The sequence below is a fragment of the Methylocapsa sp. D3K7 genome (assembly GCF_029855125.1).
Taxonomy (GTDB): Bacteria; Pseudomonadota; Alphaproteobacteria; order Rhizobiales; family Beijerinckiaceae; genus Methylocapsa.
In genome coordinates, this window is the sequence record NZ_CP123229.1 from 3,556,045 (window position 1) to 3,582,581 (window position 26,537).

Below are 26,537 nucleotides of genomic sequence, written 5' to 3' on the forward strand. Positions count from 1 at the left end.
TCATCGAATCAGGCAGCCGCCAATGAATCACAAATGATTCATCCGATTCAACTACTTCCCGGACGGACACTAAGGGGCACATCAACATTCTGATCTTTTAGATTTATACTGATTGGCATGCGCCCCATCGCAAGACCTTCAGGTGTTGATGCCTCCACATCGTATTTTTCGGCAAGTCTGCCAAGTATATTACTTAAACGACGTGTATGATCTTTAGCCAATCTACGCATCTTTTGTTGTATCGTTTTTTGGGCGTTACTGAGAGCCCTTTTCTCGTCCGCAGACATCATAAAGTCATAAAACAAACGAGTACGACTGTGGCCATAATATAGCGCCTCATGAGAAGTCGTAGAGTTGTATAGAAACATAATATTTGAATCTTTTAGTTTTTTGTCTATCTCTTTCGTGGCCTGTTCGTCTATTTTATTTTGGTCAACAGACATAGTTACATCGACAGTGTCTGATTCTGTTATCGAATAAGAGATAACTAATGCAACAATCTCATTTGGAATTGTTATGGTTGCAATTTTTTCTATAAATGAAATTAGGGCTGGGTCTTCAGGTTTTGTGAGTTCAAGTGTATAAGTGATATTTATTGGGAATTTATCCTTAAGCCATTGTGTCTTTTCTAGTTTATATTCAAAGCCGCCCTGATTTATAGCCCAAGGTAAGGATGATTCTTCTTCAAATAATTTCGATAACAGCCTTATGAGACAGGATTTTCCGGCGTTATTTCGCCCAGAGATAGTGCAGTATCCGTTCGAAAAATTTATGGTCAAATCCTGTAGTGTACGGTAATTCTTCGTGGATATAGATTTTATCCGCATATAGACGTCCCCCGATAAATTTTCTTGTGTGTGTTAAGCATAATATGTAAAAATTTAAGCTCGTAATAGTAAAGTAATACGACATCAGGAGGTGCCCACAACTTCGCTGCTCGCGGCGTTATAGATACTTGACTTCATAATTCAGGTCAGCTGGCCGAATTAAGGGATTTCTCAGGGACGCGCCGGCATTACCGATAAATCAAAGCTCCCAGCATAGATCTAATTTCGTTGCCGCGATCCCGCCAAAAAGCCGGATTTATACATCGCCGCGCCTTGCAAAAATTCTCTAGCGCAAAGTATCAATCGGTCCAAGTTGTTTCACGTGACCCATTTTGGTCCCAGCAACCAGACAAAAGGCTCGCACGGCGATCACGCAAATTCTTTTACTTACCAGTTTCGAAAAAGCGAACCGAAATTTTGAACTGTCCCTCCTCCAAAACTTTGCGGGACTTTCGCCGCATGGCATTATAAAGCTCCCGTTTGGCGCTTCCTCTTTTTAGGTTCGCCGCATGATCCCAAAAAGTCCGTACCTTTATGGATCATGCTCTTGGATATCACCGTGACCGATACAAAATCCTCCTCCGGCCGCGAAGGCGGGCGTTCGCTCAAGACGCGGGTGAAGACTGCGCGCAAACGCTCGCTGTCCTCGACCTTGTGGCTTGAGCGGCAGCTGAATGATCCTTATGTGGCGAAGGCCAAGCGGGAGGGGTTCCGGTCGCGGGCGGCTTATAAGCTGATCGAGATCGACGAGCGCTATCATTTTTTGAAACCCGGCCAGCGGGTTGTCGATCTGGGCGCGGCCCCCGGCGGCTGGTCGCAGGTGGCGGTGGGCAAGGTTGGCTCGGAGCAAGGCAAGGGCAGAGTCATTGGCATCGATCTTCTCGACACCGATCCCATGCCGGGCGCCGAATTCAAGGTCATGGATTTTCTGGCTGAGGATGCACCGCAGCAGCTGATGGAATGGCTCGGCGGCAAGGCCGATGTCGTGCTCTCCGACATGGCGGCGAATGCCACTGGGCACAAGAAAACCGATCAACTGCGCATCATCGGCCTCGTCGAACTTGCCGCCGATTTTGCCTGCGAGGTTCTCGCCGAGGGCGGCGCCTTTCTCGCCAAGGTGATCCAGGGCGGCACCGAGCACGAGTTGCTCGCCCGGCTGAAGCGCGAATTCGCCGCCGTGCGCCATGTGAAGCCGCAGGCCAGCCGCGCCGGTTCGGCCGAGCTTTATGTGCTGGCGACCGGCTTTAGAGGCCCCACGAAACGCTAGAGCGCTTTCCGATCAGGTGGAATCACCTGATCGGAAAGAAATCGCTCAAAATCAAAGAGCTGGAGCATGTTCTGATCGAAAAAGTCGATCAACTTTTTCGGAACATGCTCTGAGGCTCGTTCATTGCCCAGCGGGCGCGATGGCCTCCGAGGGTTCCGAGGGGTTTGCAATCAGCTCCGCGCCGGCCTCCGAGGGGAGGCGGAAGAAGATGGGCGCCGCGCTCAGGGAGACCAGCGCCATCGTCACAAAAGCCCATTTGAAATTTTCGGGCGAAAGAACAGCGACGCCCGGGTTCAGCAGGGCAAAGCCTTGCAGCGCGCCAGCACCGGCGGTGACGCCAAGACTTAATGACAATTGCTGGGCGGCGGACGAGAAGCTGACGGCCCGGCTCATTCTTGAATTGTCGATGTCGGCAAAGACAATCGCATTGAGGCTGGTGAACTCGAGCGAGCGCACGAAGCCGCACGTCAGCAGCACCCCCATCATGAGAACCACTGGAGTCGAAGGTGTGAAGAAGCCGTAACAAGCAAGCAAGGCGGCGGTCAATATCGCGTCATAGACGAGCACGCGGCGAAAGCCGAACAGCCGCAGGATCGGCGCCGCCGTGGCTTTCATGGCCATGGCCCCCACCGAGGCGATGAACGTGACCGAACCCGATTGGAATGCGTTCATGCCAAAACCGGCTTGCAACATGAGCGGCAGCAGAAAGGGGATCGAGCCAATTCCGATGCGGAACAAAGACCCTCCCATCACACTCGCGCGGAAGGTTTTGATTTTGAGAAGGGTGAGATCGATCAGCGGAAACGCGGTGCGGCGGGCGTGCCAGACATAGGTGATCAAAGCAGTAGCGCCCAAGGCGGTAAGAAAGACCGCGGCTTCCCAAGGGAGGAGGCCGCGCCCGGCGCCGCCAAGCCCGAACAACAAAAAAGCCAGCCCGGAGCCGCAGAGGAGGAAGCCCTTAACGTCGAGCGGCCACGTGCCTTCGCCCGTGATGTCTTCCACGAAGAGGGTCGCGAGGACAATGCCGGCAGCGCCGATTGGCACATTGATCCAGAAGATCCAGCGCCAGTGAAAATAGGTTGTGATGAAGCCGCCGAGCAGCGGCCCCGCCACCGGCCCCAGAAGCGCGGGGATCGTCAGATAGGAGAGCGCGTTGACAAGTTCGGTGCGTTCAACGGAGCGCAAAAGCACGAGCCGTCCAACCGGAACCATCATCGCGCCGCCGAGACCTTGGACCACACGGGCGGCGATAAATCCCGGCAGGGTCGACGCCATGCCGCACAGGATGGAGCCCAGGGTGAAGACAAGAATGGCGATCCGGAAGATTTTGCGGGCGCCAAAACGGTCGGCCACCCAACCGCTCGCCGGGATGAAAATCGCGAGCGACACGAGATAGGAGGTCAGGGCAAGTTTGAGGGAAATCGGATCTTCATGAAGGTCGATCGCAATCGCGGGCAGCGATGTCGCGATGACGGTCGAGTCGAGATTTTCCATGAATAAGGCGCAAGCGACGGTGAGCGCCGAAATGAGATAGGACGGCAAAGCTGCGGGCTCCCAAGGGATTTTTGTAAAAGGAAAGGGGGCGAGGTGTAATTGGAGGCAATTCCTTGCCAATTCAACCCGGAAGACTCGGAGCAGGTCTCGTCACACCCGGCTTTTCCGATGCATATATCCTCTAGGTTCATGAAACTGAGGCAATTTCCGTTCCCGTCACGCAATTTCACGTGATTTGGACAGAAATCGTCACGAAAGCTCTGCGGCAAGCCTTTGGAGAACTGCCCGATGACGGCCGGTCTGTGTTTGCGCTCCGCTCCGGGCGTGCTATGAGCCCCAGGCAACTCTAGACCGCATGATTTCACGAACATGCGACTGGCGCGGGCTCTTGCGGCGCCGGGAGGCGGACCTATCGCCGCGAGGCTAAGCACGGAGTTGGCATTGACACTTGTGACACGATCCCCTTTGAACGAAGCCCTGACATTTGACGACGTGCTCCTGTTGCCAGGTCATTCCCAGATCCTGCCGGGCATGGCCGAACTGAAAACGCGACTGACGTCCACCATCAGCCTAAACATTCCGATTGTGTCTTCGGCCATGGATACGGTCACCGAGGCGCGGCTTGCCATCGCGCTTGCCGAGGCCGGAGGAATCGGCGTCATTCACCGGAACCTCAGTCCGGCCGAACAGGCCGAAGAAGTGCGCAAGGTCAAGCGCTACGAAAGCGGCATGGTCGTCGATCCGATCACGATTTTTCCCGATGAAACGCTCGCTGATGCTTTGGCCCTCATGCGGCGGCACGGGATTTCGGGCATTCCCGTGGTTGAGCGCGGGCCGGGCGGCAAACCGGCGCGGCTTTGCGGCATATTGACCAATCGCGATGTGCGCTTCGCCGACAATCCCTTGCAGCCGGTCAGCGAATTGATGACCAAAAATCTCATCACCGTGCGGGAAGGGGTGAGCGAGAACGAGGCGCGCCGCCTCTTGCACCAGCATCGTCTTGAAAAACTGATTGTCGTCGATGATGATTTTCGCTGTGTCGGGCTGGTGACCGTCAAGGATATGGAGAAGGCGACCTTGCATCCGGCCGCCTGCAAGGACAGCGAGGGGAGGCTCAGGGTCGCCGCCGCCTCGACGGTGGGCGATTCAGGGTACGAACGGGCGCTCATGCTGATCGATGCAGGCGCCGATTGCATCGTGATCGACACCGCGCATGGCCACTCCCAGGCGGTGCTCGACCAGGTCGCGCGGTTGAAACTTGCCTCCAACAAGGTGGCGCTCGTCGCCGGCAATGTGGCGACCGCCGACGGCGCCAAGGCGCTGATCGATGCGGGTGCCGACTCGATCAAGGTTGGCATCGGTCCGGGGTCCATCTGCACAACGCGGATTGTCGCGGGGGTCGGTGTGCCGCAACTGACCGCTATCATGGAATGTGCCAAGGCCGCGCGGGCCGCCAATGTTCCCATTATCGCCGACGGCGGCATCAAATATTCGGGCGATGTCGCGAAAGCGATCGCGGCCGGCGCCGATTGCGTCATGATCGGTTCGCTGCTCGCGGGGACCGACGAGAGCCCTGGCGAAGTGTATCTTTATCAGGGCCGTTCGTTCAAATCCTATCGCGGCATGGGATCGGTCAGCGCAATGGCGCGCGGTTCGGCGGACCGCTATTTCCAGCAGGATACCACCGACCAATTAAAGCTTGTGCCCGAGGGCGTCGAAGGGCAGGTCCCCTATCGCGGTCCGGCTTCGGTGATCCTGCATCAATTGGCGGGGGGTGTGCGCGCCGCGATGGGATATGTCGGCGCAGCGGACATCGCGACATTTCAGGAACGCGCGCAGTTTGTTCGAATCTCGTCGGCGGGCCTGCGCGAAAGCCATGTGCATGACGTGGCGATCACCCGTGAGAGCCCGAATTACCCGACCGGTGAATCATGAGCCAAGGGCTGAACACTTTCGCTGGGATGACGGCCATATGAGCCTGCAATCAATTCTGCTGCCGCTTTTCGTTCAAGTTGGGCTGACGTTTTTCCTTATTCTCTGGATGGCGAAGGAACGCACGGGTCTTCTCAAGCGCCGCGCGGTCAATTGGCGGGACATCGCGCTGCGCCAAAATCCTTGGCCCGGCCGCGCCCAGCAAATTGGCAATTGCTTCGAAAATCAGTTCGAGATCCCGGTCCTGTTCTATGTCCTCGTGGTGCTGGCGATCATCACCAAAAAGGCCGATCTTCCCTTTGTTGTCATGGAATGGCTTTTCGCCGCGACGCGAATTGCGCATGCCATTGTCTTCACAACCTCGAACTATGTGCCGTTGCGCGGCCAGTTCTATATCGCAGGAACGCTTATTTTGCTGCTGATGTGGGGCCTCTTTGCGGTCCGGATTTTTGCTGGCTCCTCGATTGGAGCATTATGAGAGTTGGTATTCGATGACGCCTGGTGCTCGCATTTCAGCGGCGATTGAAGTTTTGGACGACGTCAATGCGCGCAAACGACCGGCCGCCGACGCGCTGAAGGATTGGGGGCTGTCGCACCGCTTCGCGGGCTCCAAGGATCGCGCGGCGATCGCTTCGCTGGTGTTTGACGCGGAGCGCAACCGGGCCTCCGCCGCATTCCTCATGGGCAGCGAAACGCCCCGCGCGGTTGTTCTCGGCTCGCTTGCCCGGGCGCGCGGCATGGACGCCGATGCGCTGATGTCGCTCTGTTCGGGCGAGGCGCATGCACCGCCTCCCCTTGATGAAAGGGAAACCAATTGCCTCGCCAAGGGCGATCTGAACGGCGCGCCCAGTTTTGTCGCGGGCGATTTTCCGCAATGGTTGGAACCATCCCTGACTGCCGTCTTCGGCGAGAATACCATCGCCGAGATGAGCGCCCTCGCCACGCGGGCGCCGGTCGATCTGCGCGTCAACACTCTGAAGGCCGGACGAGACAAAGTGCTTACGGGTCTCGCGCATCTGCACGCGACGCCAACGCTTCTGTCGCCGCTTGGCCTGCGCATACCTTTGATGCCGGACGGCCGTGGCCCGTCACTCTCGGCGGAGCCCGCCTATGTCAAGGGTCTTGTCGAAATTCAGGACGAAGGCTCGCAGCTTGCCGCTCTCCTTGCCCTGGCGAAACCTGGCGAGCAGGTGCTTGATCTTTGCGCGGGCGCTGGAGGCAAAACTCTTGCGCTTGCGGCAGCGATGCAGAACAAGGGCCAGATCCACGCAGCCGACCGCGACGGTTCAAGGCTCATGCGCAGCATGGCGCGGCTCGAACGCGCCGGGGTTCGCAACGTCCAGCTGCATGCTCCGCGTGGCAGCCACGACGTGCTCGCTTCTCTCGAAGGCCGCTGCGATCTCGTTTTCGTGGATGCGCCCTGTACCGGCACGGGGACTTGGCGGCGCAACCCCGACGCGAAATGGCGGATGCGGCCGGGCGCTCTCGCCATCCGGATCGCGGAGCAGGTTGAGGCTCTCGAAGAGGCGGTCCGTTTCGCAAAGCCGCATGGGCGAATACTTTATGTGACATGTTCGATTCTGCGGGAGGAAAACGAAGACCGGATCGCGGCTTTTCTTCGCGAGCATCCGGATTTTCAATGTCTTTCCGCGCAAGAACTGGCTTCCACGGCGCATCTTCCCGAACTCGCACGGTTTGCATCGCGCCTTGGTTTAGGTCTTCGTCTGACGCCGTTGACGAGTGGCACCGATGGGTTTTTTGTGGCCATGCTGATGCGGGGCGCACACGCGGCCCAATAACCTTTGCAGAGCAGCGACGCTGGCGCTTGATGTCAGTGGGCGCCCGAGCTTGGCATCGTTTATGCCTTCAATCCGGGGACACGCCAGCAAAGCCGTGCCAGCGTAATCGGTGCCAAGACAGTGAGATGGCGGTTCGAACATGACGGCTTATGAAAAACTGGGCGAAATCCGCGTTGCGCAGGTTCTGCGCGATTTCATCAGCAATGACGTTTTGCCGGGAACGGATATCGGTGCCGATCAATTTTGGACTGGGCTGGAAGGGCTTATCGGTACGTTCGCGCCCCGCATTCGCGACCAATTGAAGTTTCGTGACGAGCTGCAGGAAAAAATCGACGCGTATCATCGCAAGACCATGAGCCAGCCGTTCGATCCGGCGGGTTATGAACAATTTCTTCGCGAGATCGGCTATCTCGTTTCAGAGCCCCACGATTTTGTTCTCCGGACCGAAAATGTGTTGGAGGTGGCGCGGGTCGCGGGGCCGCAACTCGTCGTCCCAGCCTCGAACGCCCGTTACGCCCTAAATGCCGCGAATGCGCGCTGGGGCAGCCTTTATGATGCGCTTTATGGCACGGACGTCATTCCGGAAACCGATGGAGCGGAGCGCGGCAAGGGTTATAACAAAATACGCGGCGCCAAAGTCGTGGACTGGGTCCGCGCGTTTCTCGACGATGTGGCTCCCCTCGCGAAGGGCAGCCACAAAGAGGTCACCGCTTATAAGGCAGCAGGCGGCGAGCTTGTCGCTATTCTTCAAAATGGCATCGAGACGCGCTTGCGGCATCCGGGCCGCTTTGCGGGATACAAAAAGAAATCGCCCGATTCCTTTGTCATTTTGTTGCGTCATCATGGCCTGCACATCGAGATCGAGATTGACCAGAACAGTTTGGTCGGGGCCGAAAACAAGGCGGGCGTCGCCGATGTCATCCTTGAAGCCGCGCTCAGCACCATCATCGATCTCGAGGACAGTGCGTCGGCGGTCGATGCGCAAGACAAGATCGGCGTCTACCGCAATTGGCTTGGACTGATGCAGGGGAGTTTGACAGCGAGCCTTGAAAAGAATGGCTTGCTGTTTGAGCGCCGGCTTAATGAAGATCGCACTTATGTAAACCGGGATGGTGCCCCCATGACCTTGCATGGGCGCAGTCTTTTGCTGGTGCGCAATGTCGGCCATCATATGCAAACCGACGCGGTGCTCGACAAAGATGGCAACCAGATTCCCGAAACGATTCTGGATGCTGCGGTCACCACGCTGATCGCGATCCACGATCTCAAACACGCGTCGGGACCGCACAACAGCCGCCACGGTTCGATCTACATCGTGAAGCCGAAAATGCACGGTCCGGACGAGGTTGCACTCGCCAATGCGCTGTTCGCCGCCGTCGAGGACATGCTGGGCCTCCCCCGCTTCACGATCAAGATTGGCATCATGGATGAGGAGCGGCGCACCTCGGTCAATCTCAAGGCCTGCATCGCGGCGGCGGCCGATCGTGTGTTTTTCATTAATACCGGTTTCCTCGATCGTACGGGAGATGAAATTCACACCTCGATGGAAGCAGGGCCGATGGTCCGCAAGAACGATATGAAGAACACAGACTGGATCGCGGCGTATGAGAACTCCAACGTCGATATTGGCCTAGCGTGCGGCTTGCCGGGCCGGGCACAAATCGGAAAAGGCATGTGGGCCGCTCCCGATCGCATGGCCGACATGCTCGCGCAGAAGATCGTGCATCCGCTCGCCGGAGCGAACACCGCCTGGGTGCCGTCGCCGACGGCGGCGACCCTGCATGCGGTGCATTATCATAAGGTCGATGTCGCAAGCCGCTGGAAAGTCCTCGCCCGGCGTACGCGGGCGCCTCTCGCGGACCTTCTCACCATTCCAACCTGCCGGGTGAACTGGGCGCCTGACGACATTCAAGCTGAACTCGACAACAATTGTCAGGGCATTCTGGGCTATGTCGTGCGCTGGATCGATCAGGGCGTCGGCTGTTCCAAAGTGCCGGACATTCATGACGTCGGCCTCATGGAGGACCGGGCCACCTTGCGCATTTCGAGCCAGCACATCGCCAATTGGCTGCACCATGGAATCGTCACGCGCGAGCAGGTGACCGAAACCTTGCAACGGATGGCGGCGGTCGTCGACCGGCAAAACGCCGGTGATCCGCTTTACCGGCCGATGGCCCCAAGCTTTGATGGCAAAGCTTTTCAAGCGGCGAAAGAGCTGATCTTCGATGGACGCGCTCAGCCTAATGGCTACACGGAGTGGATCCTCCACGCGCGGCGCCGCGAGGTGAAGGCGGCAAGCGCCTGACTCGCACCTAGTTCGGCGGCGTGCCGTTGAGTGCCAGCACTTCTCCGGCGAGGTAGAGACTGCCTGCGATCAAGATGCGGGGAGGCGCCGGCCAGTTGCGCGCGGCGAGATAGGCAAGCGCCGCTTTAACGCTGCCGCAGGATGCCGCGGGAATTCCGTTTGCGGTGGCAGCGGCGGCAACCTCGGCGGCGGGCTTTGCATATTGGTCCGCATTGACAGGTACGGCGACAACTTCTTGAGCAAGGCCCTTGAAGGCCCGCAGGAACGCCCCTGTGTCCTTGGATGCGAGCGAGCCGCAGATGATGACGAGAGGGCGTTGTCTCTTGTCTTCGAGTTCGGCCATCGATTGCGCCAGGACGCGCCCGGCATCCTCATTGTGGCCGCCGTCGAGCCAGATTTCGGAGCCTTCGGGGGCGATTGTCCCAACATGGCCCTTCGCGAGATTTTGCAAGCGGGCTGGCCACTGCGCACCTATGACACCATCCTCGAAAGCTGATGCCGCGAGATGGGGCTCGATCGCGCGCAACGCGGCAATCGCAGTCGCGGCATTTTGATGCTGATGGCGGCCGATCAGATGCGGTGGCGGCAGATCGAGAAGGCCACGCGAATCCTCGAACACAAGCCGGCCATTTTCCTCGCGGGAATCGTAGTCCCGCCCGCCAGCGATCACGGGCGCGCCCACGCGCCTTGCTTCACGCTCGAGCACCGCAAGGGCGGCATCTTCCTGGGTGCTCAGAATGGCGAGCGTGTCGGCTTTGAAGATGCCGGCCTTTTCATACGCGATTTTATCGACTGTCGCACCGAGGAACTCGGGATGATCGATGGAGATCGGGGTAATGACCGTGGCCGCCGGGCGCGCGATGACATTGGTGGCATCGTATCGGCCGCCAAGGCCGGTTTCGAGCAGCAAATAATCGGCCGGATGCTCGCTGAAAAGCTTGAATGCCGCGGCCGTGGTCACTTCGAAGAATGTGATTGGCTGGCCCGCATTGGCGGTTTCACAGGCGGTCAGGGCGGCAAAAAGCTCCGTATCTCCAACGAGCCGTCCGTGCGTCCCCAGTCTGATCCGTTCATGGAAACGCACCAGATGCGGCGAGGTGTAGACATGGACGCGTTTGCCTGCGGCTTCGAGAATGGCGCGCATGAACGCGATCGTCGAACCCTTGCCATTGGTTCCGGCGACGTGAATGACCGGCGGCAGGCGCGCCTCCGGCGAACCGAGCGCGGCAAGCAGCCGCTCGATCCTGCCGAGCGAGAGTTCGATCGTGTTCCGGTGCAGCGTGAAGAGGCGTGAGAGGAGCGCGTTGAGCGAATCCATGTTGCCCTTGTTTCGCGGTCCTTAGGCGGCCGCTTGCTCGATCGGCTGAGTTTTTGTCAACAGCGCGCAAATGCGGGCCAGTGTCGCGCGCATGTCTTGTCTTTTGACCACCATGTCGATCATGCCATGCGCTTCGAGATATTCAGCACGCTGAAAGCCTTCCGGCAGGCGTTCCCTGATCGTTTGCTCAATGACCCTCGCACCGGCGAAGCCGATCACGGCACCGGGCTCTGCGATATGGATATCGCCAAGCATGGCATAGGAGGCGGTGACACCGCCGGTCGTCGGATTGGTCAAGACGACGATATAGGGAAGTTTGGCCTCACGCAGACGCTGCACCGCGATTGTCGTGCGTGGCATTTGCATCAGGGAAAAGATGCCCTCCTGCATCCGGGCGCCCCCCGAGGCAGTGAAGATGATAAAAGGTGCGTGGCGGTCGACCGCGGCGGTCATGCCCGTGATGATGGCTTCGCCCGCTGCCATACCCAGGGAGCCGCCAAGGAAATCGAAGTCCTGCACCGCGACGACGACTTCCATGCTTTCCAATCTGCCTGTCGCGAGCTTCACCGCGTCGGGCGCGCCGGTTTTCAAGCGGTATTCCTTCAGCCGGTCGGTGTAGCGCTTCACATCACGGAATTTCAGCGGGTCTAGCGGCACTTCCGGGGTCACAAGCTCTTCATACACAGCATTGTCGAAAAGATTGTCGAGTCTCGCCTTTGGAGTGAGACGCATGTGATAGCCGGAGCCGGGCACGACGAAGAGATTGGCTTCGAGATCCTTGTGAAAGACGAGTTCGCCGCTCTCCGGGCATTTGACCCACAGGTTTTCCGGGGTTTCCCGGCGCAGCAGCGACCTGACCTTCGGCGGAACGACATTTGAGATCCAGTTCATCGTCTATCCAGTTTTGGCTATCCAGATTACCATGACGTCTGTTTGGTGAATTCGGTGCAAAGACCTCAGCCCAAAGAGGCTGATGGCCTCATGCCCTTGGCGATTTCGGCAACAAGATCAGCCACCGCTTCTACGCTTTTCCCGGTGGCCTTGCCATCCCTATCGAGCGAGGCGCGCAAAGCTTCGACAATCGCCGAACCTACGACCACCCCGTCGGCGTGCGCGGCGATCGCCGCGGCGCTCGCGGCATTTTTCACGCCAAAACCAACCGCGACCGGCAAAGCTGTATGCGCTTTGATACGGCGGACCGCCGCCGCGACCTTGGCGTTATCCGGGGCGGCGGCTCCGGTGATGCCGGTGATCGAGACATAATACACAAAGCCCGATGTATGGGCGAGAACCGCTGGCAGCCGTGCGTCGTCGGTTGTTGGCGTCGCTAGGCGGATGAAATTGAAACCCGCCGCAAGTGCTGGAAGGCATAGCTCTATATCTTCTTCGGGCGGCAGATCGACGATGATCAAGCCATCGACGCCCGCGGCCTTGGCGTCTCGCAGGAAAGCTTCGACGCCATACACATAGATCGGGTTGTAATAGCCCATGAGAACGAGCGGGGTCGTCGAATCGGCTTCACGGAAAGCCGCGGCGAGTGCCAGCGTTTTGGCGAGCGTCGTCCCCGCCGCGAGCGCGCGCAGCCCCGCCGCCTGGATTGCCGGGCCGTCCGCCATCGGATCGGTGAAAGGCATGCCGAGTTCGATCACATCGGCGCCCGCCTTTGGAAGCGCCTTGAGGATGTCAAGGCAAGTAGAAAGGTCAGGGTCGCCGGCCATTACAAAGGTCACGAGGGCGGCGCGGTTTTGCCGCGCCAGATCTTCAAAACGGCGATCGATTCGTGTTGCCATAAGTCGTTTCGAGTTGGAAGGCAAAAAGGCCAAGGCCGGCCGCGCGGGCCATCGCTCTAGCATGGTGGCTTTCGCTGCGGAAGGCACTATTCCGCGCCGCTCAAGGTCAAGATTTAGCTTTGATGCAGGGCGTTGGACCTTCCGATAGATTGCTGTATGACCGACAACTCGTCGCGTTTAGCCTTCCCAAGACGCCCAGAAGCCCATGCAACAGACGGAAGATGCAGCAGCTGCCTTGTCGATTCCGGGGGGCATGTCCTGGATCGCTGGCGGCGTGTTCCACATGGGGTCGGATTCGCATTATCCGGAGGAGCGTCCGGCCCGGTTGGTCCGCGTCGGCGGGTTCTGGATGGACAACTGCACCGTGACCAATGCTCAGTTCGCGCGATTTGTCGGGGCGACGGGCTACAAAACGATCGCCGAACGTCCTCTTGATCCCGCCCTTTATCCAGATGCGATCCCCGGCATGCTCGTGCCGGGCGCGCTCGTCTTTCACATGACGAGCGGTCCCGTCGATACGCGCGATTACAGGAATTGGTGGCGGTATGTTCCCGGCGCCTGTTGGCACCAGCCAGAAGGGGAGGGCAGTTCGATTACAGGGCTTGAGGCCCATCCCGTGGTTCATGTGGCGTTTGAGGACGCCGAAGCCTATGCGGCGTGGGCTGGCAAATCGCTGCCCACCGAAGCGGAATGGGAGCGCGCGGCGCGGGGCGGTTTAGAGGGGAAGGAGTTCGTGTGGGGCGACGAATTCACGCCAAACGGGCGCCACATGGCAAATACGTGGCAAGGACCATTTCCCTGGCGCAACCTCGCCAACGATCCTCGCCTGGGGGACGGGTTCGCTGGCACGGCGCCGGTCGGTTCCTATCCGGCGAACGGCTTTGGCCTCTTCGACATGGTCGGCAATGTTTGGGAGTGGACGACGGACTGGTACCTCGCTTCCGCTCAGCAAGATACTGTGAAGTCCTGTTGCGTTCCCGAGAATCCGCGTGGCCGGCCGCCAGAGGCAAGTTACGACCCAGCGATGCCGAAATGCCGCATCCCGCGCAAAGTGGTCAAGGGCGGGTCATTTCTCTGTGCGCCAAGCTACTGCCGGCGCTACCGGCCAGCAGCCCGGCAGCCGCAAATGGTGGATAGCGCCATGAGCCATATCGGCTTCCGGTGCATCATTCGTGAATCAAAACAAATGCAGGAGAATACATGAGTAAGAACGGGGATCGCGTACTGAGCCGCCGCACTGTGCTTATGGGAAGCGTCTCGACGCTCGCCGTGGCCGGAATGGTCGATGACGCATTTGGTCAGGCGAAGAAACGTCCACAGGCGCAGCCGCAATCGCAGCCGGTCGCCAAGGAGCCAAACGCCGCAGCGCGCAAGCCGAACATCGTCTTCATTTGGGGGGATGACATTGGCCAGACCAATCTCAGCATCTATTCGCGCGGCTTGATGGGCTATCATACGCCGAACATCGACCGGATTGGTCAAGAGGGTGCGCTGTTCACCGATTACTATGGCGAGCAGAGCTGCACCGCGGGCCGTTCGGCCTTCATCACCGGCCAAAGCGTGTTCCGCACCGGGCTCAGCAAGGTCGGCTTGCCGGGCGCCGATCTCGGTCTTTCCAAGGACGATCCAACCATTGCCGAGTTGTTGAAGCCGCTCGGCTACGCCACCGGCCAATTTGGCAAGAACCATCTAGGCGACAAGGACGAGTTTCTGCCGACAGCCCATGGCTTCGACGAGTTCTATGGCAATCTGTACCATCTGAATGCCGAGGAGGAGCCGGAGCTGCCGGATTATCCGAAGCCCGCTGACTTTCCGAATTTCGCCAAGCGATTTGGGCCGCGCGGCGTGCTCCACAGTTTTGCCAATCCTGACGGCACCCAGCGGATCGAAGATACCGGCCCGCTCACGAAAAAGCGCATGGAGACCATCGACGACGACATCGCCGCGCGCTCCGCCGATTTCATCGCGCGTCAGAACGCCGCCGGAAAACCGTTCTTTCTCTGGGTGAACTTCACCCACATGCACTTCCGGACGCATCCCAAGCCCGAGAGTGTTGGCCAAGCCGGCCGTTGGCAAAGCCCCTATCACGACGTGATGATCGATCACGACAAAAACGTCGGGACCGTGCTGCAAAAACTCGATGAGCTAGGCATCGCGGATGACACCATCGTGATGTATGGGACAGACAACGGCCCCCACATGAACTCCTGGCCGGATGCCGGGATGACGCCTTTCCGGTCCGAAAAGAACTCCAATTGGGAAGGCGCCTACCGGGTGCCGGCGCTGGTGCGGTGGCCGGGCAAGATCAAGCCTGGCACGGTCTTTAATGAGCCGATGTCACATATGGACTGGCTGCCGACATTGGTTGCGGCGGCGGGCATGCCGGATATTAAGGAGCGTTTGCTGACGGGCTACACGGCCGGCAACAAGACGTATAAAGTCCATTTGGACGGCTATAATTTTCTGCCCTATCTGACCGGCCAGGAAAGCAAAGGCCCGCGCACCGAATTCTTCTACTTTTCCGACGACGGCGGCCTCACGGGCCTGCGTTATGACAATTGGAAATTTGTCTTCTTGGAGCAGCGCGCGCCGGGCACGCTGGCGGTTTGGTCGGAGCCGTTCACGCCTCTGCGCGTTCCAAAAATCTTCAACCTACGGTCGGACCCGTATGAGCGGGCGGACATCACCTCCAATACCTATTATGATTGGATGCTGGATCACGCGTTCTTGCTTGTCCCCGCGCAATCCTATGTGGCAGAATTCTTGGCGACCTTTAAGGAATTCCCGCCACGCCAGAAGGCGGCGAGCTTTACCATTGACCAAGCGCTGGAGAAACTGCGGCAGACATCCGGCGACTGAGCTATTTCACTTCAAATGCGAAGCCGGCCGGGGATCCCGGCCGGGTACGCCGATGCGAACTCCACTTAGCGTTCAGGAAAAGCGCGGACGAGGGTTGCGAAACTCAGCAATCTCGCGCAAACACCCATTCCGCCATGGCACCCACGAAACGAAGCGCGATAAATCCGCGTGCCACGAAGAACGTTGCAGTCCCGAGGTTTAGAGCGCAATTGACGGTCAATTCTCAAGAGAACCAGGCTGAATTATCCATTGCTAGCAGCGATGTCATTCCGGCCCTCGTCTCGGCGATCGCCACTGTGACGATCGTGGGCGTCGGCCTTTCGCTGACCATGACACTCCTCGCTTTGCGGCTTGGCGAGCAGGGGTTTAGCGCACGGGCGATCGGTTTGAACCCCACCGCTGGCGGGTTTGCCATCCTTGCGGGTGCGGCCTTTGTTCCGGCGCTCACTCGCCGGTTCAACGTTAAGCATGTGCTTTTCCTGGCGCTTCTCACGAGCGGCGTCAGCCTCCTCAGCTTTGCCTTGACCAATGATTATTGGGCTTGGCTTGCCATTCGCGCGGTGCTCGGCGGCGCCCTCAGCGTCCTCTTCGTTACCAGCGAATATTGGATCAATGCCATTGCTCCCCCCCGGCATCGCGGCTTCGTCTTGGGGTTTTATATGACCAGCCTCGCAGGCGGCTTTGCCGTCGGCCCAGGGATTTTGGGCTTTGTCGGCACCGCGGGCGCGGCGCCTTTCCTCGTGGCCACGGCTCTCTTCGCGCTCGCGGCGTTGCCGATCATCCTTTGGAGCGGCAAGGTGCCCGAGATCAAGAGCGGTCCGCCGGTCCCGGTGCTTGGCTTTCTCACGGCTGTGCCGGTGGCGACCCTTGCCGGACTATTATATGGGGCGATCGAAACGGCGAGTCTCGGGCTTCTTCCTGTTTATGCCCTTCGCTTCGGTCTCAGTCCCGAAACCGGAGCCTTGTTCGTGACCCTGTTCGCGCTGGGCAATGTTATCTTTCAATTCCCTGTCGGCATCGCCTCGGACCAGATGGATAGACGCAAATTATTGTTATCGCTCGCGGTTCTTGGGCTTTGCGGGGCCATCGCCCTGGCTCTTGCCGGGCCGTCGCATTTTCCGCTGTTTTGCGTCTTGCTCGTCCTGTGGGGCGGCATCGTCGGCAGTCTTTACGCCGTAGGGCTCGCGCATCTTGGTTCACGCTTTAGCGGGTTGGATTTGGCGAGCGCCAATGCGGCCTTTGTCATGCTCTATTCGGTTGGCATGCTCGGCGGCCCGCCCATCGCTGGCCTTGGCATGGATCTCATCTCTTCGAACGGCCTTTTCTTCTCGATCGCAGCAATGATCGTGCTCTATCTCGGTCTCGTTCTCGGGCGTGGGCAAGGCCGTCTCGCTATGTGAAAAAATTTTTCCAGGACGCGCGGCCAATTGCGCAAGCGTCCTCCATAGCCATGGCGGGCATCCCGCGCTATGGTCCGCAACCCATAATACCGCTAATCATGCCCCCATCCGCGGCCCCGCGCGAGCATCATTGACATGGCAGAAGAGACGCATTTTGGTTTTTCCCGCGTGCCATTGCGCGACAAGCAGGCGCGTGTGGATGAGGTCTTTCACAAGGTCGCTTCCCGCTACGACATCATGAACGATCTGATGTCCGCCGGTCTCCATCGGGTCTGGAAGGATATTTTCACGGCCCGGATCAAGCCGTCCAAAAGAGCGAAGTTCCGGCACCTTGATGTGGCCGGCGGAACTGGCGACATTGCCTTCCGGGTGGCGGAAGCAGGCTCCGCTTCGACCGAAGTCGTGGTGCTCGACATCAACGCCGGGATGCTTGAGGAGGGCCGGCGGCGCGCGGCCAAGCGGCATTTTGACGGGACACTCGAGTTTGTCGAGGCCAACGCCGAGGACTTGCCATTCCCCGAAAATAGTTTCGACTGCTATACGATCGCCTTCGGCATCCGCAACGTGCCGCGCATCGAGATCGCGCTCGCTGAAGCGCACCGGGTGTTGCGGCGGGGCGGCAAATTTCTCTGTCTTGAATTTTCGCATGTGAATGTGCCCGGGCTCGACCATCTTTACGAAGCCTATTCGTTTCACTGCATTCCGCTGATTGGCCGTCTCGTCGCAGGCGATGCGGAGCCCTATCGCTATCTCGTCGAATCGATCGCGCGGTTTCCGGACGCTGAGAGTTTTCGTGAAAAAATTGCTCGTGCTGGGTTTGAGCGGGCCTCGTTTACGCGGCTGTCGGGCGGTATCGTCGCCATTCATTCGGGCTGGAAGCTTTAGGCATGAGCCACCAAAACGAAGCTGGCGGCCCGCCCACGATCTTCCAGCCACAGAGCACGCGTGAGGGTTCGGCTTTTCCGGACCGGCGCACAAAATAGGCGGCGGCGATTTTGCGTTTCTCCTTCGGTTCCATACTGCGCCTTGGGCGCGCGGGTTTTGTGCTGGCGCGGGCCGGCGTGTTCAGCGATGTCGATCCTTCAATCCTTCCCCCAGCCGCGCGGCTGCCGCTGGGCTTGGCGAAACTTCTCGCGAGGCGCGGATCGGGAACAGGCGGTGCCAAGGGCGCCGGCAAAACAGCGAGCGGTCTTGCCAATCTTCCGGGCGCGATCAGCCGGCTCGGGCCGTCCTATGTGAAGCTCGGGCAGTTCCTTGCAACGCGCCCGGATGTCGTTGGCGCTGCCGTGGTCAAACAGCTCGAGCGGTTGCAAGACCGGATGGAGCCGTTTCCGCGCGCCGTCGCGATCGCCACGATTGAGGCGGCCTTTGGCGAACCGATTGGCCGCATTTTTGTGAGCTTTGGAGAGCCGGTTGCCGCCGCCTCCATCGCCCAAGTCCATCGCGCCCGCGTCAACTACGCGGAAGGCGAACGCGACGTCGCAGTGAAGGTGCTGCGTCCCGGGGTCGAACGGCTTTTCCGGCGCGACCTCGGTGATATGTATTTCGCGGCTCGCCTGGCCGAGCGTTGGATCGACGATGCGCGCCGTCTAAAACTCGGCGGGGTTGTGGATACGCTCGCCCGCACCGTCAAGATGGAGATGGATTTCCGGCTCGAAGCCGCCGCGGCCTCGGAGTTTGCCGAGAATGTCTCCAAGGATTCCGATTTGCGGATTCCTCACATCGATTGGGACCGGACCGCCAAAGAGGTGCTGACGCTCGAATGGATCGATGGGACACCTTTGTCCGATGTCAAGGCACTCGCGGCCAAGGGCTACGATCTCCAGGACCTTGGCCGCAACGTGGTTCAATCCTTCCTGCGCACCGCGATGCGGGATGGGTTGTTCCATGCTGACATGCATCAGGGAAATCTGTTTGTTGACACGGAGGGGCGCCTGACCGCGGTTGATTTTGGCATCATGGGCCGTCTCGGCTTTAAGGAGCGGCGCTTTCTCGCCGAAATCCTCTATGGCTTCATCAAGCGCGATTACCGGCGCGTCGCGGAGGTGCATTTCGAAGCGGGCTATGTCCCGCGCGTGCACAAGGTCGAGGATTTCGCCCAGGCCATAAGAGCGATTGGCGAGCCGATCCATGCGCGCACTGCCGATCAGATTTCCATGGCCAAACTCTTGACCCTGCTTTTTGAGATCACCGGCCTTTTCGACATGAAGACCCGGATCGAACTTGTGCTTCTGCAAAAAACGATGGTGGTGGTCGAAGGCGTGGCGCGCACGCTCGATCCCAAACTCAATGTATGGTCAACATCCGAGCCCGTTGTCGGTGCTTGGATCGAGCAGAATCTTGGCCCCGCTGGGAAGTTGCAGGATGCGAGCCGCGCGGCGATGACACTGGGGCGCTTTGCGAGCAATTTGCCTGCGGTGCTTGTACGCGGCGAGAATATCATCAACCAGATCGAAGGCATGGCCGAAAACGGCTTCGAATTATCCGATTCCGTCATCCAAAAAATCGGCGAGGCAGAAGCGCGCGGCGCGCGGCTTGGCCACATCGCCCTCTGGCTTATTGCCGCGATCGGTCTGTTAATGCTGTTGCGGTGATTGCGCCGCCGATCCCGGCCATTCCGTCCGCAAGAACGTCATTCCGTTGAAGGATGCGCCGGAATCAACGCGCTGGGGCCGATGCCGGTCGCCTGAAAAATGACCTCGCTATCCTTGGCTGCGACGAAATGGGGAACATTCGGAAGCTCGGAAAAAAAAGTTCCGGCTGGGTAGGGGGTGAGTTTGCTTTCGTCATAATGGTCGCCAAACCCGAAATAGAGCGTGCCCGACAACACAGTCAGCGTACGCACCTCTTCTGGATGCGTGTGAGGCACAACTTTGACCCCGGCTGGAAGTTTTAGGCGTATGACGTAAAGACCAGGCTTTGCCGGGTCGCCATAGAGGACGGCGGTTTCAACGCCCGCCGCCGTGGCCTTGAAGGTGATCTCCTGCGGGAGCTTCACAATGCCCGCATTGTCCGCTGCGGCCGAATAAGCTCCGAATGCCAAGATGGCGCCTAAGAGCCCGGATGCGGTACAGACCTTCCACGCATTTGTTCTCATTGCACAATCTCCTTGGTTCTCCCTGGAGACGGCTCTCGCATTCTTGTTTTAGAACCCGCAATAGAAGCGCGCGATCCATCTCCCACACGAGGCGTGAAGGATTGCAGCAAAAGAGAATCGGGACAAGCTGTTATTGGGTGGAACGTGGCAATCCGTCAGGCGCTTTCCTTGGCCCGGAAAGCGCGCTTCCGTTCATTGGGATCGAGCAGCGCCTTGCGCAGCCGGATCGATTTCGGCGTGACTTCGACCAGTTCGTCGTCCTCGATATAGGCGAGTGCCTTTTCCAATGTCATCTTGATCGGCGGCGTCAGGCGGACAGCTTCGTCCTTGCCGGCGGCACGGATATTGGTGAGCTGCTTGCCTTTCAGGACATTGATTTCGAGGTCGTTTTCGCGCGTGTGTTCGCCGACGATCATGCCGCGATAGACCTTACAGCCCGGCTCGATCATCATCGGGCCGCGGTCTTCGAGTTTCCACATTGCATAAGCGACCGATTCACCGCTTTCATTTGCGATCAAAACGCCATTGCGCCGTCCTGCAATGTCGCCCTTCCATGGCGCATAAGCGTGAAACAGACGGTTCATGATCGCGGTGCCGCGCGTGTCGGTCAAAAGCTCGCCCTGATAGCCGATGAGCCCGCGCGTCGGCGCGTGAAACACGAGGCGCAGACGATTGCCGCCCGATGGCCGCATCTCGATCATCTCGGCCTTTCGCTCGGCCATTTTCTGAACGACGACACCGGAATGTTCCTCATCGACGTCGATGACCACTTCCTCGATCGGTTCGAGAAGTTGATTCGTGTCCGGGTCTTTTTGAAAGACCACTTTCGGCCGCGACACCCCGAGTTCGAACCCCTCGCGGCGCATGGTCTCGATCAGGATCGCAAGCTGCAATTCGCCGCGCCCCGAGACAACGTAAGCGTCTGCACCGGGCGTATCCTCGACTTTCAAGGCGACATTGCCCTCCGCCTCTTTGTAAAGACGGGCGCGGATGACACGGCTCGTCACCTTGTCGCCTTCGGTTCCGGCGAGCGGCGAATCATTGACAAGGAACGTCATCGACAACGTCGGTGGATCGATCGGCTGCGCCTGCAAAGGCTCCACAACATCCGGCGCGCACAGCGTATCGGCGACGTTGAATTTTTCAAGCCCCGCGATGGCGACGATATCGCCGGCTTCCGCCTCCTCGATTGGCGTGCGCTCAATACCCCGGAAGGCGAGGATTTTGGAAATCCGTCCCTGTTCGACCACATTGCCCTTGCGGTCCAGCACCTTGACGCTCTGGTTGGGCTTCATTGAGCCCGCGAAAATACGTCCGGTGACAAGACGGCCGAGATAGGGATTGGCTTCGAGCAAGGTGCCGAGCATGCGAAACCCGCCCTCCGCCGTGGCGGGCGCCGGGACGTGCTTCAAGACAAGATCGAACAGCGGCGCCATGCCCTCTTGCGGGCCATCTGGGCTCTCCGACATCCAGCCTTGTTTTGCGGAGCCATAGAGAATTGGAAAATCGAGCTGTTCGTCGGTCGCATCGAGCGCCGCGAACAGATCGAACACTTCGTTCACGACCTCGGTCACGCGGGCATCCGGCTTATCGACTTTGTTGATCGCGACGATGGGCCTGAGGCCGATTTTGAGCGCCTTCCCGACGACGAACTTGGTTTGCGGCATCGGGCCTTCGGAGGCATCCACCAAAACAATCGCGCCATCGACCATCGACAAGATGCGCTCCACCTCGCCGCCGAAATCGGCATGGCCCGGGGTATCGACGATATTGATCCGCGCGTCCTTCCAGGCGATCGATGTCGCCTTCGCCATGATCGTGATCCCGCGCTCTTTTTCGAGATCGTTGGAATCCATGACCCGCTCGGCGACCCGCTGATTGTCGCGGAAGGCACCAGATTGCTGGAGCAGACGGTCGACGAGCGTCGTTTTGCCGTGGTCGACGTGCGCGATAATCGCGATATTACGGAGCTTCATCTTAAGACCTTGACTCAAATTTACCGCGTCCAGACGGACGGTCCATGGACCGTACACCACCCAGACGACGCTTTTTTGTGAGGAATTCCAGTGAGCCCTTATATAGGGCGGCACCTTCGCGGTTGCAGCATCCCATATAGGAAACAAAGCGATTTGGGAACCAGGCATCCGCCGATTCCCGCTGGTTGCCGGCACGCGGGGATGATTTGTTCGGGTTGAGCCTCCAAAACTTACCGTTTCCACAATTCGTGGAAGTGGTGAACAGGCCCTGGCCCATGACCGGCGGAGAGCTGATCAGCTGCTGCTAATGCCTTGGAAAGATAGGCTTTCGCGGCGGCGATGGCGTCGCCCAGTTCAAGGCCGTGGGCGAGATTGGCGGCGATCGCCGAGGCGAGCGTGCAGCCGGTGCCATGCGTGTTGGCGGTTGCGTCCCGGGGAGCGGAAAACAGGCGATAGGAGCCGTTGACAGACAAAAGGTCATCGGACGTCGCTCCGCCCACATGCCCCCCCTTGATCAGCACCGCTTTCGCGCCGCGCGCGTGAAACAGCTTGGCGGCGCGGCGCATACCCTCGAGATCCGGGGCGATGACCTGGCCCGACAGCCGCGCCGCTTCGGAAAGATTCGGCGTAATGAGGGTCACGATCGGCAAAAGATAGCGCATGATCGCCGTGGCGGTATCGGAGGTGGCCAAGGAATCACCGCTCGTCGCGGCCAGCACCGGATCAAGCACGATGAAACGGGGCTTATGAAATGCGAGCCTGTCGGCGACCTCTTCGGCGATTGCGCCGCAGGCAAGCATCCCGATCTTGACGGCGGCGACATCGATATCCGCGAAAATCGCGTCGATCTGCGCGGCGGCGAAATCCGCGGAGGGGACATGCATGGCGCGGACGCCTTGCGTATTCTGCGCGGTCAAGGCGGTGACGACGGCCATGCCGTTGCAGCCGAGCGCCGCAAAGGTTTTGAGATCGGCGGCGACACCAGCGCCGCCGCTGGGATCAAATCCGGCAATCGAGAGGAGGTTGGGAATCATAGGACCGCACACAAGCTGTGATTTTTACTCGGAAATTTGGCGGCATCGCCCTAAGGCTCCGCTTACCCCTCGCCTTGCGAAGCCTTCCGCTCGATATGGCGAAAACTCCATTCGACAACCGTGCCGGGGCTCGTTTCGCCGTGAACAGCGATCTGGGCGCAACCACGCGGCCCATCCGGCGCTGCGAAAAATACGCTTTCCTCGATATCGGCTTGCCCGGCCGAATTTTCGAACAGCCAGCGTTTTCCATTTGGCAAAATGCATAGCACGGAGCGGCCTTCGCGGACACGCTTGAGGCGCACGTTCGGATGAATGTGGAAGCGGATGGCGAAAGGATGCTGTTCGTCGGCCTTTTCACTTGTCTTCTCGCCTGCCTTGGCGGCGTGCAAACGATCAGTGCCGCCGAGTGACTTGCCGTCCTGGCTCAACATAATCCGGCGCTCGTGAATCAAACCAAACCGCGCCTCATAGCCATTGTGAGCGACGACGATCATGGTTCCCGATGGCTGGTCGTGCCGCTCGACGTTGACCTTATCCGGACCCGAGACAATTTGATCGCCGAGCCATTTCTGCAATCCAGTGTGCGACGCGAACCGGCAGGAGGAGGTATCGTCGATCACAAGTGTCGAATGCGCGGCTGTCATCCGGGCCGCTTCGCGCGCCGCCGCGCGATTGGCATCCGGCGAGCCGCAATTGATGACAAGACGTTGCGCGCCGGAAGAAAACTCAAAAGATGAACACCCGGCATGGGCGCGGTTGGAATAAATTTGCGGGGGCGGCGCCCCGGCGTCAATCAAGGCAATGCCGTCCTCCGCCTGGAGGCGCTGATAGCCTGAATGCCGCGCGCTGGTGAGCGGCTGCGCCCGCACATCGTCATAGGCAAGAATCGTTGCAAGCAATTCGGGCGGCGTCACGCCCATGCCGTTAAACAAGGCGAGGGTGCCGTCTCCGTGCCGGAACAAACGCAGCATCGGCATCATGCGATCAATCGCGTTGAGGAGTTGTGCCGGGGGCTGCAGCCCGCGAGCGGCATAGGCTTGCCGCAAGGGAAGCAGATCCGGAAGCAGGTCGAGCAAAACCTCAGGATTGCGGCCGATATGGCCGCCGTCTGGAAGAATTTGGCGATTCAGCTCCTCAATGAGCAGTTTTGTGCCTTTGCGGGTCAGATTGCGGGTTCCTTCCGCACAAAGCCCGAATTCGGCGAGCGCGATCGCAGCAAGAAGACGCGATTCGCCGTCGAGACCTCCGGCGAGTTTCCGCTCCAGAAAGAGCTGGATGCGGCCGAGGTTCTTCATGAAACGGCGATAGAAGGCGCGATCCGCGCCCTCAAGGATCACGGGCGATTGCGACAGAAAGGCGAGCATGCGCCGCGCCGCGACCTCCGGCTCCCATGCGGGGATGCGGCTCGGCTTGCCCGCCAGGGTCAAAAAATCATCGACAAGGGCACGGGCATTGGCACGCGCCACCGCCGTATCGGCGGCGCGCAAATGACGGAGCCAGCCAAATCCCGCGAGCGCCCGAGCCCACGCCGGCGAGACCGGCACAAGTTCGAACGGCGAGCGGCCATGCGCATTGACGATCTTGCCGCCGAACGCAAAATAACCGGCATAAATGTCCGCTGCCAGGGTGGGGTCGCTGGTTCGTATATCTTGCGGGGCGATGAGCAGCCGCTCGGGCGGCCGCCGCCCCAGCCCCATCAGTGCATATAGGGGCACGCCGAGGCCGCGCCGCACAAACGATCCGGCGCCGGCGGCAAGAAGACCCGCGACGCGCAACCGGTCCTTAAATGTCGCGCCGGCCAGGAACTCGCCTCCTCCATTTTGTTTGGCAACACGCGGCGAACGCCGATGCGGCCAACAGGGATGTGTTTCATGGCGCCCGAACGCCGGAGCCCGCCTTTAATGGCCGAAAGGTAAATTATCTTTGAAATTCCTATCGGGTTTATTAACCACGGCGCAACAGGCGGGCGGCGAAGAAACCATCCAGACCTGAAAGCCGCGGCTCATCCGCCTGGAGATGCGAGGGTAAGGTTCGCAATTCGCCGTTTTCGTTCAAGATCTCGGATAAGCCGCCAACTTCGTCCGGCAGGATCGGAACACGGACGATACCGGGCTCGCGGCGTAACAGCGCCGCAATTTGCTGTTCGTTTTCTTCCGGTTCGATCGAACAGGTGCAATAAACGATCATTCCGCCGGGTTTTACCAATGTGACGGCTTTGTCAAGCAGCCGGGATTGAAGCGCTGTCAGCGCCGCGATATCGCGGGGTTTCTTGATCCAGGCGATATCCGGGTGCCGCCGGATTGTTCCTGTCGACAGACATGGCGCGTCAACGAGAATTGCATCGAAAAGTGGTGCCTTCAGGCTCACGATATCGGCGACAACGACGTCCGCATGCAAATTGAGGCGGGCGAAATTGGAGGCCAGCCTTTTCAACCGCTCGGCCGAACGATCGATCGCGGTGACCTCGGCGCCGGCCGCCGCGAGTTGCGCCGCCTTGCCGCCGGGAGCGGCGCAAAAATCTGCGACCCGCATACCTGGTCCCGCCTGTAAAAGCTTAGCCGGAAGAGCCGCCGCCGCATCCTGGACAAACCATCGGCCATCCGCAAAACCGGCGAGCTCGGTCACCGGAGTATGGGTGGAAAGCCTCAGCGATCCGGTGGGCAAGATGACCGCGCCGAGCCGCTCCGCCCAGGTGAGCGGGTCTGACAGGACCGTAAGATCTAGGGTCGGCTCCTCGCGATGCGCGCGCGCGATCGCATACGCCGTCTCATCGCCGTAGGTTTTGCGCCAGCGTGCCGCGAGCCAAGCCGGTGTGTCGTGATCGAGCGGATCACTGTCGTGAAGTATTTTTTCGCGGGATCTTATGAGATTACGCAAAACGCCATTGACGAGAGCTGCGTAAGGCGCGTTTTTCGCCTCGAGCCGGGTCGCGCGGACGGCAAGATCGACGGAGGCATGATCCGCCACGTCGAGAAAGAGAATCTGGGCTGCCGCCGCGATCAAGGTCCATTCGAGGTGGGCGGCTTGGCGCGGCAGGCCTTTTTCCATCAGCGTGGCCAAGGCGGCGCGGATTGTCCCAAGCCGGCGCAACGCGACGGTGACGATCGAACGCGTCAGGGCGATGTCGCGCGATTCTAAGCCGCCCAGCCGCGAGAGAATTGCGGTTCCCGAAAAACATTCATCGAGCGGGTGATATCGCGCGACGATATCGTTCAGAATCGAGGCCGCGGCGAGACGCGCGGCAAGACCGGGGCAATCCTCACCCTGTTTATTCTGCGCGGAAACCATTTGGCCTGGCCGGCCGTTTGAAACCCTGCGGCTACGCCGCCTGTCCGCCGGCGGGAACGGAGAATCAGTCAAACGCGAGTCTCCGCTGTGAAGGCTTTGGAACACGGATCATGGTCTCCTCCTAGCACGAACGTTTGGACTTTGCCCAGAA

The 26,537-nt window shown here is 59.5% G+C and carries 20 protein-coding genes; 10 read left to right on the forward strand and 10 right to left on the reverse strand.

The annotated features are described in order from the left end of the window. Positions 1-47: 47 nt before the first annotated feature. The gene (locus QEV83_RS16725) at positions 48-827 is read right to left on the reverse strand and encodes an AAA family ATPase (RefSeq protein WP_280128803.1); all 780 of its coding nucleotides are present in this window, start codon (positions 825-827) and stop codon (positions 48-50) included. A gap of 559 nt (positions 828-1,386) precedes the next feature. Here QEV83_RS16725 and QEV83_RS16730 point away from each other — a divergent pair. Beyond that, positions 1,387-2,094, forward strand: coding sequence for an RlmE family RNA methyltransferase (locus tag QEV83_RS16730; RefSeq protein WP_280128804.1), 708 nt, complete (start codon positions 1,387-1,389; stop codon positions 2,092-2,094). 120 nt (positions 2,095-2,214) lie between these two features. On the opposite strand, the gene QEV83_RS16735 is transcribed toward QEV83_RS16730, so the two are convergent. Further along, entirely contained in the window at positions 2,215-3,636 is a 1,422-nt protein-coding gene (locus QEV83_RS16735; protein WP_280128805.1) for an MFS transporter, read from the reverse strand. A 387-nt stretch (positions 3,637-4,023) separates the two neighbouring features. On the opposite strand from QEV83_RS16735, the gene guaB reads away from it, so the two are divergent. From guaB to QEV83_RS16755, 4 genes are all read left to right on the forward strand, one after another. After that, positions 4,024-5,523: an IMP dehydrogenase gene (guaB, locus tag QEV83_RS16740; RefSeq protein ID WP_280128806.1), complete on the forward strand. Its 1,500-nt coding sequence runs from the start codon at positions 4,024-4,026 to the stop codon at positions 5,521-5,523. 37 nt (positions 5,524-5,560) lie between these two features. Next, positions 5,561-5,998: an MAPEG family protein gene (locus QEV83_RS16745; protein WP_280128807.1), complete on the forward strand. Its 438-nt coding sequence runs from the start codon at positions 5,561-5,563 to the stop codon at positions 5,996-5,998. Between the two features lie 13 nt (positions 5,999-6,011). Then, entirely contained in the window at positions 6,012-7,319 is a 1,308-nt protein-coding gene (locus QEV83_RS16750) for an RsmB/NOP family class I SAM-dependent RNA methyltransferase (protein ID WP_280128808.1), read from the forward strand. A 139-nt stretch (positions 7,320-7,458) separates the two neighbouring features. After that, positions 7,459-9,624, forward strand: a complete 2,166-nt coding sequence (locus QEV83_RS16755) for a malate synthase G (RefSeq protein ID WP_280128809.1) — start codon at positions 7,459-7,461, stop codon at positions 9,622-9,624. A 7-nt stretch (positions 9,625-9,631) separates the two neighbouring features. Here QEV83_RS16755 and QEV83_RS16760 read toward each other — a convergent pair whose 3' ends face one another. The 3 genes from QEV83_RS16760 to trpA all read right to left on the reverse strand — a co-directional run bounded on the left by QEV83_RS16760 (position 9,632) and on the right by trpA (position 12,732). Continuing rightward, the gene (locus QEV83_RS16760; RefSeq protein ID WP_280128810.1) at positions 9,632-10,942 is read right to left on the reverse strand and encodes a folylpolyglutamate synthase/dihydrofolate synthase family protein; all 1,311 of its coding nucleotides are present in this window, start codon (positions 10,940-10,942) and stop codon (positions 9,632-9,634) included. A 21-nt stretch (positions 10,943-10,963) separates the two neighbouring features. Continuing rightward, the gene (gene accD / locus QEV83_RS16765; protein WP_280128811.1) at positions 10,964-11,833 is read right to left on the reverse strand and encodes an acetyl-CoA carboxylase, carboxyltransferase subunit beta; all 870 of its coding nucleotides are present in this window, start codon (positions 11,831-11,833) and stop codon (positions 10,964-10,966) included. 65 nt (positions 11,834-11,898) lie between these two features. Continuing rightward, a complete protein-coding gene (gene trpA / locus QEV83_RS16770; protein WP_280128812.1) occupies positions 11,899-12,732 on the reverse strand; it encodes a tryptophan synthase subunit alpha in 834 nt (277 codons plus the stop codon). A gap of 205 nt (positions 12,733-12,937) precedes the next feature. Between trpA and QEV83_RS16775 the strand changes: the two genes are divergently transcribed. From QEV83_RS16775 to ubiB, 5 genes are all read left to right on the forward strand, one after another. Then, positions 12,938-13,936 (forward strand): formylglycine-generating enzyme family protein, encoded by a 999-nt coding sequence (locus tag QEV83_RS16775; protein WP_280128813.1) that lies wholly within the window; start codon positions 12,938-12,940, stop codon positions 13,934-13,936. After that, positions 13,933-15,591 (forward strand): arylsulfatase, encoded by a 1,659-nt coding sequence (locus QEV83_RS16780; RefSeq protein ID WP_280128814.1) that lies wholly within the window; start codon positions 13,933-13,935, stop codon positions 15,589-15,591. The genes QEV83_RS16775 and QEV83_RS16780 overlap by 4 nt, the downstream gene beginning before the upstream one ends. Before the next feature lie 209 nt (positions 15,592-15,800). After that, positions 15,801-16,991 (forward strand): MFS transporter, encoded by a 1,191-nt coding sequence (locus QEV83_RS16785; RefSeq protein ID WP_280128815.1) that lies wholly within the window; start codon positions 15,801-15,803, stop codon positions 16,989-16,991. A 135-nt stretch (positions 16,992-17,126) separates the two neighbouring features. Then, positions 17,127-17,876, forward strand: a complete 750-nt coding sequence (gene ubiE, locus QEV83_RS16790) for a bifunctional demethylmenaquinone methyltransferase/2-methoxy-6-polyprenyl-1,4-benzoquinol methylase UbiE (RefSeq protein WP_280128816.1) — start codon at positions 17,127-17,129, stop codon at positions 17,874-17,876. 110 nt (positions 17,877-17,986) lie between these two features. Further along, the gene (ubiB, locus tag QEV83_RS16795; protein WP_280128817.1) at positions 17,987-19,585 is read left to right on the forward strand and encodes a 2-polyprenylphenol 6-hydroxylase; all 1,599 of its coding nucleotides are present in this window, start codon (positions 17,987-17,989) and stop codon (positions 19,583-19,585) included. A 38-nt stretch (positions 19,586-19,623) separates the two neighbouring features. On the opposite strand, the gene QEV83_RS16800 is transcribed toward ubiB, so the two are convergent. The 5 genes from QEV83_RS16800 to QEV83_RS16820 all read right to left on the reverse strand — a co-directional run bounded on the left by QEV83_RS16800 (position 19,624) and on the right by QEV83_RS16820 (position 26,386). Beyond that, entirely contained in the window at positions 19,624-20,088 is a 465-nt protein-coding gene (locus QEV83_RS16800; RefSeq protein ID WP_280128818.1) for a cupin domain-containing protein, read from the reverse strand. 155 nt (positions 20,089-20,243) lie between these two features. Continuing rightward, on the reverse strand, positions 20,244-22,064 hold the full coding sequence (typA, locus tag QEV83_RS16805; protein WP_280131115.1) for a translational GTPase TypA: 1,821 nt from the start codon (positions 22,062-22,064) through the stop codon (positions 20,244-20,246). A gap of 230 nt (positions 22,065-22,294) precedes the next feature. Then, positions 22,295-23,098, reverse strand: coding sequence for a bifunctional hydroxymethylpyrimidine kinase/phosphomethylpyrimidine kinase (gene thiD / locus QEV83_RS16810; protein WP_280128819.1), 804 nt, complete (start codon positions 23,096-23,098; stop codon positions 22,295-22,297). 62 nt (positions 23,099-23,160) lie between these two features. Further along, complete coding sequence (locus QEV83_RS16815; protein WP_280128820.1) at positions 23,161-24,873, reverse strand: heparinase II/III family protein; 1,713 nt, start codon at positions 24,871-24,873, stop codon at positions 23,161-23,163. A gap of 169 nt (positions 24,874-25,042) precedes the next feature. After that, complete coding sequence (locus QEV83_RS16820) at positions 25,043-26,386, reverse strand: transcription antitermination factor NusB (protein ID WP_280128821.1); 1,344 nt, start codon at positions 26,384-26,386, stop codon at positions 25,043-25,045. Positions 26,387-26,537 lie beyond the last annotated feature (151 nt).